This is a genomic window from Neisseria shayeganii 871 (genome assembly GCF_000226875.1).
Taxonomy (GTDB): domain Bacteria; phylum Pseudomonadota; class Gammaproteobacteria; order Burkholderiales; family Neisseriaceae; genus Eikenella; species Eikenella shayeganii.
On the sequence record NZ_JH164926.1, the window covers coordinates 1090192 to 1100643 of the forward strand.

A 10452-nucleotide genomic window follows, 5' to 3' on the forward strand; every position below is an offset into this window, starting at 1 on the left:
GCCTGTTTTTATGCAACGCCGTCAATACTCAATTCCCAACCTAAAACCTGAGACCTTTGGAAACCGTCAGATGTGTGGATGCGGTTCAAGGCGTAGCAGCGCAGCGGGCGTGAATGCACAAATTTCCATGGGACAGATATCGATGGCTCGGTAAGCGAGCAAGCAGTATCCCTAGCATAAACGCACACCGCAGAAACGCGCCGCAGATGGGTTTTGCCAAGGTCTGAGCCTGATCAAACCGCCGCTTTCCGCCCCTGCTCCCGTCCCAAACGCCACACCGCTGCCACCTGCCTGGCCGTCCGTTCCAACTGCGCCTCCGCCTCCGCCAACACCTCGGCCAAATCCGCCGCCCGCGCCACCGAAGGGAAAACCGCGCAAAACCCGTGCGCCGCCAGCTCCCCCACATCCGGGCCTACGCTGCCGGCCAAGGCAATCACCGGCACACCTTGAGCCTGCGCAGCAGCCAATACGCCCAGCGGCACCTTGCCGAAGGCGGTCTGACCGTCCATCCGCCCTTCGCCGGTAATCACCAAATCCGCGCCCGCAAACTGCTCGGCCAAGCCGGTGGCGGCCACCATCCAATCGACACCGCGCCGCAATTCGGCAGCCAACACCGTCCGCAAGCCGAAACCCAAACCGCCGGCCGCCCCGCTGCCTGCCTCCGCGCGGCAATCCGGCAGGCCGCTGGCCGCCAGCACATCAGCATAATGCGCCAACGCAGCATCCAAGCGCCGCACTTGCGCCGCATCCGCCCCTTTCTGCGGGCCGAACACCGCGCTGGCGCCCAAATCGCCGCACAAAGGATTGTCCACATCACAGGCCGCCACAATTCGGCAGTCCGCCAACTCAGGCAACGCCGCCGAACAGTCGATGGCGGCCAAACCGGCCAAAGCCGCCCCGCCGCGCGGCAGTTCCGCCCCGCTTTGGTCCAACAAACGGAAACCCAAGGCCTGCAGCATACCCGCCCCGCCGTCGTTAGTGGCCGATCCGCCGATGCCGAGCATGATGCGCCGTACCCCGCGCCGTAAAGCATCGGCCATCATCTGGCCGGTACCGTAGGTGGAAGTGAGCAGCGGATTGCGTTCGGCAGGCGGCACCAAATGCAGGCCCGAAGCCTCCGCCATCTCCATCACTGCGGTGCCGTCCGGTAACAGGCCGTAGCGTGCGGTAACCGCTGCACCGAGCGGGCCGTCCACCGCCACCGACACCCATTCGCCACCGGCCGACGCCACCACTGCCGCCGCCGTACCCTCTCCCCCGTCCGCCATCGGCACACACACATACGCCGCCCGGGGGAAAACCGCGGCAAACCCGCGCCGGATCGCTGCGGCCGCCTGCTTGGCGCTCAGGCTTTCTTTAAATGAGTCGGGCGCAATCACAATCTTCATCTTCCACTCCTTTGTCTTAAAGCCTATTCGGCATCTTCTTGCGCCGCAGTTTTCGAGGCCAAAACCGCGGAGGCCAAACGCAACCGCCACAGCAAAGAATCTGAACAGCTTATTACGCCTTATGTGCAGCCCACAGGCAGCCGAAACCGCGAAACATCAGCATGAGACCTTTGCAAAACTCCCAGATGTGGATGCAGTTCAAGGCGTAGCAGCGCAGCGAACGCAGACATATCATACAGATAGGCAAGTGAGCGAGCAGCGCACAACGCAGAAATGCGCCGCAGATGGGAGTTTTGCAAAGGTCTCAGCATCTGAAAGGGGGCAGCGTCCCGTCGGCATTGCCGGACAACAAAAACGGCTGCCGTTTGTCTGTCACGGCAGCCGTTGTTATCAGGCAAAAATCAAAAATGCCGCGGCGATCACCGCACCCGAATACAACAAGGCCATCAGGCAGTAGCCCATCACCGCGCGTGCATCCAAGCCGACAATGCCCAACAGCGGCAAGGCCCAAAACGGCTGGATCATATTGGTCCAAGCATCGCCCCACGCCACCGCCATGGCCGACACTTCTGGCGCCACGCCCAAAGCCGCGCCCGCAGGCAGCATAATCGGGCCCTGCACCGCCCATTGGCCGCCGCCGGAAGGCACAAACACATTCACCAAACCTGCGCTCAGGAAAGCCAACAGCGGGAAGGTACGCTCGGTTGAAGCCGCCACAAAAGATTGGCTGATCATGGCCGCCAACGAGGCACCACCTTCAGGCGCGCTGGTCATCAAGCCCATGATGCCGCCGTAAAACGGAAACAGCAGCACAATGCCGGCAATGCCTTTGGCACTGTCTTCCACCGCCCGGCTGTAGCGCTCGGGGGTGCCGTGTGCCAGCAAGCCGACAAACAGGAACAGGCCGATGACCACGTTCAGCGCCAAATTGAAGCCGGCCTGACTGAAATGCCCGTACAGATACACCGCACCCATCGCCACCAACAGCCAAGCCATCAGGCGGCTGTCGTCCCATTTTTGGGCGGGCGTGTCCAAAGGCGGCAGCGGCGGCTCCGGCTCGGCCAATTTGGCCGGATCGGCCACCACCGGCTGGGCCGGCATCATCAACATATTGAGCAACGGCAAGCCGACAAACAGCGCCAGCACGATAAACAGATTCAGGGGCGAAAACAGGGTTTGCGCCACCGGAATCGCCGCTTCCACCGTGCCGCCGCTGATTTTGGCCAGATCAGGGCCGTCGGTGGCCAGCGCCAGCGGAATCGAGCCGGATAAGCCGCCGTGCCACACCAAAAAGCCCGAATAGGCAGCCGCCACCAGCAGCGGATAATCCACCCCTTTCACTTGGCGGGCCAAAGCTTTGGCAAACACCGCGCCCACAATCAGGCCGAAGCCCCAGTTTAACCAGCAGCCGACCAAGGCCACCAACGTCACGGCAAACACCGCCGCCTTCGGGCTTTGGATTCTGCCGGCCAGCCGGTCCAGCTGGCGGCCGACAAACGGCGCCTTGGCCAGCACATGGCCGGTGACCAGAATCAGCGCCATCTGCATGGAAAAGCCCAACAAAGACCACAGGCCTTTGCCCCAAGAGCCGGCCGCCGCCAACAGGTCTTGGCCGGTCAGCGCCACCGCCGCGGCATACACCACCAGCGTCAGCAGAATACAAAAAACAAACGGCGAGGGCAGCCATTGCTGCACCAAGCGCACGCTCAATAAAGTCAGTTGGCGGAACATCTTTTCTTTTCTCCTTTGCTTCCTGCCCGTTCAAAACAACCGCCCCGGTCGGGAACGGCGCAAACCGTTCAGCTAGCCTGCTGCACGGCAAGGGCTACCTGAAAACCGTGCCAAGTTCTGCAAAAATATGCAAAGCGCGGATTATGCCGAAAACCACAAATCCTGGCAAAGCCCTTATAATCGGCCGCTTCCCTTCCTTCTCCTCTTCGCGCCAACCGCCCATGAAAGCCGCCGTTTTCCTGCTTTACCTCCTGCAACTGCTGCCCTTTACCGTGCTGCAGAAACTGGCCGACGCCGTGGGCACACTGGCCTATTACGCCGTGCGGCCGCGCCGCCGGGTAGGCGAAACCAATCTACGCCTCTGCTTCCCCGACTGGAGCGAAGCCGAGCGCCGCCGCCTGCTGAAACGCCACTTCCGCCACATGGCCAAACTGGTGCTGGAATACGGCCTGTATTGGTACGCCCCTGCCGCCAAGCTGAAATCGCTGGTGCGCTATCAAGACAAACACCATCTCGACCAAGCCCTGGCTGCCGGTGAAAAAGTGATTCTGCTCTACCCCCACTTCACCGCCTTCGAGCTGGCCGTTTACGCCCTCAACCAAGACGTGCCGCTGATCAGCATGTATTCGCACCAGAAAAACAAAACCCTGGACGAACAAATCCTCCAAGGCCGCCACCGCTACAACAACGTCTTCCTCATCGGCCGCACCGAAGGGCTGCGCGCCATCATCAAGCAGATCAAATCCTCCACCGCTCCCTTCCTCTATCTGCCCGATCAGGATTTCGGCCGCAAAGATTCCGTATTTGTCGGCTTTTTCGGCATCCCCACCGCCACCATCGCCGGCCTCAGCCGCATCGCCGCGCTCACCCGCGCCAAAGTCATCCCTGCCATCCCCACCCGTGAAGCCGACGGCACGGTCACCCTGCGCTTCTACCCCGCGTGGGCACACTTCCCCTCCGACTCGGCAGAAGCCGACGCCCAGCGCATGAACGACTTTATCGAAGCGCGCGTGCGCGAACAGCCGGCTCAGTATTTCTGGCTGCACAAACGCTTCAAAACCCGCCCGGAAGGCGAAGCCGATCCGTATGCCAAATAAACCGCCACCTACCCACCACCGTCGTTTTGCAGCCGCAACAAAACTTTACAGATTCCACCGCCTGGCACCAAACCGCCCGCAATTCAGCCCACCGTTCCTGTTTTCAAAAACAAATCATAAGGCTACCTGAAAGCCAAACTTGTCAATACTTGGCGGCAGCTGCCTAAAAACCGTACAATCTGCTCTTCGTCTTTACCTTATCCCACACCATGCAAATCGGCCCCTACACCGCCGCCCCCGCCGTGGCGCTGGCGCCGATGGCCGGCATCACCGACAAACCCTTCCGCATTCTCGCCCGCCGTTTCGGCGCCGGCTGGGCAGTGGGCGAAATGATGACCAGCGACCCCGGCCTCCAGCACACCCGCAAAACCCTGAGCCGGGCCGACCACAGCGGCGAGCCGGGCACCATTGCGGTGCAGATTGCCGGCAGCGATCCCGCCCAACTGGCCGAAGCCGCCCGCCTCAACGTGGCGCGCGGAGCGCAGGTGATCGACATCAATATGGGCTGTCCGGCGAAAAAAGTGTGCAATGTGGCCGCCGGCAGCGCCCTGCTGCAAAACGAAGCGTTGGTGGCCGACATCCTGCACGCCGTGGTGGAAGCGGTGGACGTGCCGGTTACCCTGAAAACCCGTTTGGGCTGGAACGACGACAACCGCAACATCCGCACCGTCGCCCGCCTGGCCGAAGACGCCGGCATCGCCGCCCTGGCCGTGCACGGCCGCACGCGCACGCAGATGTACAAAGGCCAAGCCGAATACGGGCTGATTGCCGAAGTCAAGCGCGACATCGGCATTCCGCTGTGGGTCAACGGCGACATCGACAGCCCGCAGAAAGCCGCCCGCGTGCTGGCCGAAACCGGCGCCGACGGCGTGATGATCGGCCGCGCCGCCCAAGGCCAGCCCTGGCTGTTTGCCGATGTGGCGCATTATCTGGCCCACGGCAGCCTGCCGCCGCCGCTGCCCTTTCAGGTAGCCTGCGACACCCTGCTCGGCCACCTGCAGGCCATGTATGCCTTTTACGGCGACACCGCCGGCCTGCGCATCGCCCGCAAGCACATCGGCTGGTATCTGGCCGCCCTGCCGCAAGGAGAAACCGCCCGCCGCCACATCAACACGCTGGACAGCGAGGCGGCACAATACCGGGCCGTGGCCGACTTCCTCGGCCGTACCGCCCTCGAATACTGGCCCTGCGCCTGGCGCACGGCCTAAAACCGTCTACAAAAAAGAACCGGACACCATGAGCCAGAATCACGACATCGCCCACTGCATCGAACACAATCTCAAGCGCTACTTCGCCCACCTAGACGGCGAACCGGCCCACGATGTGTACCGGCTCGTTTTGAACCAAGTGGAACCGCCGCTGCTGCGCTGCGTGATGGCGCAATGCGGCGGCAACCAAAGCAAGGCGGCCGCCATGTTGGGCCTGAACCGCAACACCCTGCGCAAAAAGCTGCTGGAGCACGGCCTGCTGGATTAAAACCCGACCGAGCTTCCACGCCAACACCGCCGCAAAATGAAAAAAACCATATTCTGCCTGCTACTGGCCGCCGGTACCGCCCACGCCGAGATTTCATTCGTCAAACCGATGACGGAAAACGAATGCCGCCAAGTGCTGCGCGATGCGGCCGACATGTATTACGACAGCCGCTACTGCGAAACCGAATCCAACGAGCAAACGCGGCAGCACGCCATCATTGCCTGGTATGCCCTCGGCGAACTCAACAGCCGCATCAGCAATGAAGAATTCAACCGCTGCCCCGATCTGCGTTTGCGGGGCGCGGAAAAAGACGCCTTCCTCGCGTCCTACCCCAAATCGCACGACGCGGCCGAAACCGCCCGTTTCTGCACGCCCGGCAACCGTGCCCGCATTGCCCCGCTTTACCCACGCTACCTCCCGCTGCTCAAAGAGCTGGAACAGGTGCGCCGGCAACGCTGAGCGGCCAAGCGAATACCGCATGGCTTTCATTTCGGTTACGCCCATTCCCGCTTTCAGGTAGCCTGCCGCCGCTTATGCAAGACTTTTGGCTGATTCCCACATCGGCGCCGCATTTCAGCGCCGACCAACGCCGGCAGCTGCATCGCGCCCTGCTGCAGGCCGGATTCGCCTTGGTGTCAGCCGACGACCCGACTATCGGCTGGTACCAACACCTCGAACACATGGAAGCCATGCTGCACCACAACGCCCTGCACCTGATCGGCCACCGGCCGAAACCGCACGGCCCGACGGCCGCCCTTGCCGATGGCTGGCTGGCCGAATACCCTTTCCTGATGTCAGACCCTTACTTTCAATAAAGGAACCCCCATGTCCACTCTCCAACGCGCCCTGATCAGCCTGTCCGACAAAACCGGCGCCGTCGAATTCGCCCAAGCCCTGCACGCGCTGGGCGTGGAAATCCTCTCCACCGGCGGCACCGCCAAACTCTTAGCCGACGCCGGCGTGCCCGTGATCGAAGTGGCCGACTACACCGGCTTTCCCGAAATGCTCGACGGTCGCGTGAAAACCCTGCACCCGAAAATCCACGGCGGCATCCTCGGCCGCCGCGACTTGAGCGAGCACGTGGCCAAAATGGAAGAGCACGGCATCGGCAACATCGATTTGGTGTGCGTAAACCTCTACCCCTTCGCCGCCACCATCGCCAAACCCGGCTGCACCCTGGAAGACGCGATTGAAAACATCGACATCGGCGGCCCCACCATGGTGCGCTCCGCCGCCAAAAACTGGCGTCACGTCGCCATCGTTACCGACAATGCCGATTTCGACGCCGTGATTGAAGAACTGCAGGCTTCAGGTAGCCTCTCCGAGCAAACCCGCTTCCGCCTCTCCTGCAAAGCCTTCAGCCACACCGCCCAATACGACGGCATGATTTCCAACTACCTCACCAGCGTGGCCGACGACAAACTCTCCGGCGAGCCGCATGTGGGCGAATTCCCGGCCCAATTCAACCAAAGCTGGGTGAAAGTGCAGGAAATGCGCTACGGCGAAAACCCGCACCAACACGCCGCCTTCTACCGCGACCTCTACCCCGCCGCCGGCAGCCTCGCCGCCTACCAACAACTGCAAGGCAAGGAATTGTCTTACAACAACATCGCCGACGCCGATGCCGCCTGGGAAGCGGTCAAAGCCTTCGATGCGCCCGCCTGCGTGATCGTGAAACACGCCAACCCCTGCGGCGTGGCCGTGGCCGACACCCCGCTCAATGCCTACAAACTGGCCTTCGCCACCGACACCACCAGCGCCTTCGGCGGCATCATCGCCTTCAACCGCGAAGTGGATGCCGACACCGTGGAAGCCGTTACCGGCCAGTTCCTCGAAGTGCTGATGGCGCCCAAATTCACCGACAAAGCCAAAGAAATCATCGCCGCCAAGAAAAACGTGCGCGTGCTGGAAGTGCCGCTTTTGGCCGGCGCCAACCGCTTCGAACTCAAACGCGTCGGCGGCGGCCTGCTGGTGCAAACCCCCGACCTGCACCGCATCCGCCGCGAAGATTTGCGCGTGGTGTCCCAACGCCAGCCCACCGAGCAGGAATGGCATGATTTGCTGTTTGTGTGGAACGTGGCCAAATTCGTCAAATCCAACGCCATCGTGTTCGGTAAAGGCGGCCAAACCTACGGCATCGGCGCCGGCCAGATGAGCCGCGTCGATTCCACCCGCATCGCCGCGCGCAAAGCCCAAGACGGCGGCTTCGACCTCAACGGCGCCTGCGCCGCCTCCGACGCCTTCTTCCCCTTCCGCGACGGTGTGGACGTGATTGCCGAACAAGGCATCAAAGCCATCATCCACCCCGGCGGCTCGGTGCGCGACGAAGAAGTGTTTGCCGCTGCAGACGAACACGGCATCGCCATGGTGCTCACCGGCGTGCGCCATTTCCGCCACTAAGCCCCGGCCGAACAAAAAGCAGACCTCGAAAAGGTCTGCTTTTTTTTCATGTAAACGGCTTTCAGGTAGCCTGAGACCTTTGCAAAATCCCCAGATGTGGATGCAGTTCAAGGCGTAGCAGCACAGCGAGCGTGAACGCCAAGAATCCCCGTGGGACAGACCTATCATCTACAAGGCTAAGCGAGCGAGCAGTACCCATAGGGCATAAACGCACAACGCAGAAATGCGCCGCAGATGGGGGTTTTGCAAAGGTCCAGCCTGAATCTGAAACAGCATTCCGTGCCTATCTATCAAAAAGAATGCCGGCCGGCAGGCTACCTGAAAGCACCGCCGGCATGACTTGTTACCCTCCCACCACCGGCCGCACAATGTCCACCCGGTCGCCGTCTTTCAACACAGTGTGCGCATAGGCGCTTCTGGGCACGAATTCGGTATTCAACGCCACCGCAAACGGGCTGGCGGGCCGGTGCAGTTCAATCAGTTCGGCCAAGGTGCGGCCGGGGAAATCGCCGGTTTGGCCGTTGATACAGATATTCATGGCTTTGCCTCCTCAAATGCAGTCGTCACGCGCCGGCTGTTCGGGCGTGTCCGGATAAAACGGATGGATGTGGTTCGCCGGCCGCTTTGGGTATGCCTGGGCAGCAACCGGCAAGAAGCCCGATTCCCGCCCGGCCCGCTGCTGCGGCGAAAACACTGCCGCCATGCTAACCGAGGGCCCGCCCGAATACAAGCCGGCTATCCCCTGTGCGGCCATCTGTTTATAATGCCCGCTTTGTTTGCCACGAGGCCCGCCATGAGCCCAACCGTTTCCCGCCCCGCCGAGCGCCGGCAGGCTTGGCGCAATTATGCCGACCGCCGCGCCTGGATCATGCTGGCGCTCGGCTTTTCCGCCGGCGTGCCGATTCTGCTGATTTTCTCCAGCCTGTCTCTGTGGCTGGGCGAAGCGGGCGTGGAGCGCAAAACGGTGACCATGTTTAGCTGGGCCGCCTTGGGCTATTCCTTCAAATTCGTGTGGGCGCCGCTGATCGACGCCCTGCCCCTGCCCGTGTTGTCGCGCCGCTTGGGCAAACGCCGCGGCTGGCTGCTGTTGGCCCAGCTGCTCATCATCACCGCCATTCTCTGCATGGCGGCGGTGGACCCCGCGCAGGGCAATGCCTTGGCGTTTATGGCCGCCGGCGCCGTGCTACTGGGTTTTTCCTCCGCCACCCAAGACGTGCTGATCGACGCCTACCGCATCGAAGCCGCTCCCAACGACAACGCCCTGCAATCCGTGATGTCCGCCACCTACAACGCCGGCTACCGCATCGGCATGATTGTGGCCGGCGCCGGCTCGCTGTATCTGGCCACCTGGTTCGGCTCGGCCAAAGAGCACTACCTCTACGAAGCCTGGCGCGACACCTATTGGATCATGGCCGCCGTGATGGGGCTGGGCGTGCTCACCACCCTCGTGATCCGCGAGCCCGCCGGCAATGCCGCGCCCAAACACCGCTTCGGCGCGGCCGACAATCTGCGCCTGCTGCTGATGTTTGTGCTGGCCGTGAGCGTGTTTGTGTTCGCCTTCCGCACCGTCGGCGCCTGGCTACCTGAAAGCAGCACGCCGCTGAATGCCCTGCTGCTGGAAACCCTGCGTCTGGGTTCGGCCGCCGCCGCCGCCATCGGTACCGGCTGGCTGGCCACCGCCGCCAACATCGTGCCCGCGCGCGTGGTGCGACAAACCTGGATCGAGCCACTGGCCGACTTTTTCCGCCGCTACGGCAAACGCGCGGTGCTGCTGCTCGCCCTCATCGGCCTCTACCGCATTTCCGACATCGTGGCCGGCGTGATTTCCAATGTGTTTTATGCCGATTTGGGCTTCAGCAAAGACGAAATCGCCGATGCGGTGAAAACCTTCGGCGTGCTGATGTCGATTGTGGGCGGCTTTGCCGGCGGCCTGTTGGCGCAGCGTTTCCCCATCATGAAAATGATGATGCTGGGCGCCGTATTGGCGGCGGCCACCAATCTGCTGTTTGTGCTGCTGGCCTGGGCGGGGCACAACAACGCCGTCATGTATCTGGCGGTCGGCTTCGACAACTTCGCCGCCGGCCTGGCCGGCACTGTGTTCGTGGCCTTCCTCTCCGCGCTGACCAACATCCGCTTCACCGCCGTGCAATACGCGCTGTTCAGCTCCATCATGACCCTGCTGCCCAAAACCCTGGGCGGCTATTCGGGCGCCATCGTTGACAACATCGGCTACGACGGCTTCTTCACCTTTACCGCCGCCCTCGGCGTGCCGATTCTGTTTTTGGTGTGGCTGGCCGACAAACAGCTCGACATCCGCCAGCCGCCGCAGGAATAAATCCGCAATATGTTTTCAGGTAGCC

The 10452-nt window shown here is 62.2% G+C and carries 11 protein-coding genes and 1 pseudogene; 7 read left to right on the forward strand and 5 right to left on the reverse strand.

Going from position 1 to position 10452, the window contains the following annotated elements:
- Nucleotides 1-233: 233 nt before the first annotated feature.
- The 3 genes from HMPREF9371_RS04975 to HMPREF9371_RS04980 all read right to left on the reverse strand — a co-directional run bounded on the left by HMPREF9371_RS04975 (nucleotide 234) and on the right by HMPREF9371_RS04980 (nucleotide 3119).
- The gene (locus tag HMPREF9371_RS04975; RefSeq protein ID WP_009118859.1) at nucleotides 234-1388 is read right to left on the reverse strand and encodes a glycerate kinase; all 1155 of its coding nucleotides are present in this window, start codon (nucleotides 1386-1388) and stop codon (nucleotides 234-236) included.
- Nucleotides 1389-1507: 119 nt separating this feature from the next.
- Nucleotides 1508-1687: a lipoprotein signal peptidase gene (locus HMPREF9371_RS13270; protein ID WP_332247801.1), complete on the reverse strand. Its 180-nt coding sequence runs from the start codon at nucleotides 1685-1687 to the stop codon at nucleotides 1508-1510.
- 91 nt (nucleotides 1688-1778) lie between these two features.
- Complete coding sequence (locus HMPREF9371_RS04980; protein ID WP_009118861.1) at nucleotides 1779-3119, reverse strand: short-chain fatty acid transporter; 1341 nt, start codon at nucleotides 3117-3119, stop codon at nucleotides 1779-1781.
- Nucleotides 3120-3340: 221 nt separating this feature from the next.
- On the opposite strand from HMPREF9371_RS04980, the gene HMPREF9371_RS04985 reads away from it, so the two are divergent.
- The 6 genes from HMPREF9371_RS04985 (at nucleotide 3341) to purH (ending at nucleotide 8092) form a co-directional block, all read left to right on the forward strand.
- Nucleotides 3341-4216, forward strand: a complete 876-nt coding sequence (locus HMPREF9371_RS04985) for a lipid A biosynthesis lauroyl acyltransferase (protein ID WP_040660188.1) — start codon at nucleotides 3341-3343, stop codon at nucleotides 4214-4216.
- Between the two features lie 209 nt (nucleotides 4217-4425).
- On the forward strand, nucleotides 4426-5424 hold the full coding sequence (gene dusB / locus HMPREF9371_RS04990; protein WP_009118864.1) for a tRNA dihydrouridine synthase DusB: 999 nt from the start codon (nucleotides 4426-4428) through the stop codon (nucleotides 5422-5424).
- Between the two features lie 28 nt (nucleotides 5425-5452).
- On the forward strand, nucleotides 5453-5692 hold the full coding sequence (locus tag HMPREF9371_RS04995; RefSeq protein ID WP_009118865.1) for a Fis family transcriptional regulator: 240 nt from the start codon (nucleotides 5453-5455) through the stop codon (nucleotides 5690-5692).
- Nucleotides 5693-5728: 36 nt separating this feature from the next.
- Entirely contained in the window at nucleotides 5729-6151 is a 423-nt protein-coding gene (locus HMPREF9371_RS05000; protein ID WP_009118866.1) for a hypothetical protein, read from the forward strand.
- Between the two features lie 74 nt (nucleotides 6152-6225).
- Nucleotides 6226-6507, forward strand: coding sequence for a hypothetical protein (locus tag HMPREF9371_RS05005; RefSeq protein ID WP_009118867.1), 282 nt, complete (start codon nucleotides 6226-6228; stop codon nucleotides 6505-6507).
- Nucleotides 6508-6517: 10 nt separating this feature from the next.
- Nucleotides 6518-8092, forward strand: coding sequence for a bifunctional phosphoribosylaminoimidazolecarboxamide formyltransferase/IMP cyclohydrolase (purH, locus tag HMPREF9371_RS05010; RefSeq protein WP_009118868.1), 1575 nt, complete (start codon nucleotides 6518-6520; stop codon nucleotides 8090-8092).
- Nucleotides 8093-8153: 61 nt separating this feature from the next.
- Here purH and HMPREF9371_RS13275 read toward each other — a convergent pair.
- Nucleotides 8154-8341 (reverse strand): annotated as a pseudogene (locus HMPREF9371_RS13275) (ATP-dependent exonuclease).
- A 94-nt stretch (nucleotides 8342-8435) separates the two neighbouring features.
- Nucleotides 8436-8630 carry a sulfur carrier protein ThiS gene (thiS, locus tag HMPREF9371_RS05015; protein WP_009118869.1) on the reverse strand — a complete coding sequence of 65 codons (195 nt, stop codon included), beginning with the start codon at nucleotides 8628-8630 and terminating at the stop codon, nucleotides 8436-8438.
- 255 nt (nucleotides 8631-8885) lie between these two features.
- Here thiS and HMPREF9371_RS05020 point away from each other — a divergent pair, with 255 nt between their 5' ends.
- A complete protein-coding gene (locus HMPREF9371_RS05020; RefSeq protein WP_040660191.1) occupies nucleotides 8886-10427 on the forward strand; it encodes an AmpG family muropeptide MFS transporter in 1542 nt (513 codons plus the stop codon).
- Nucleotides 10428-10452 lie beyond the last annotated feature (25 nt).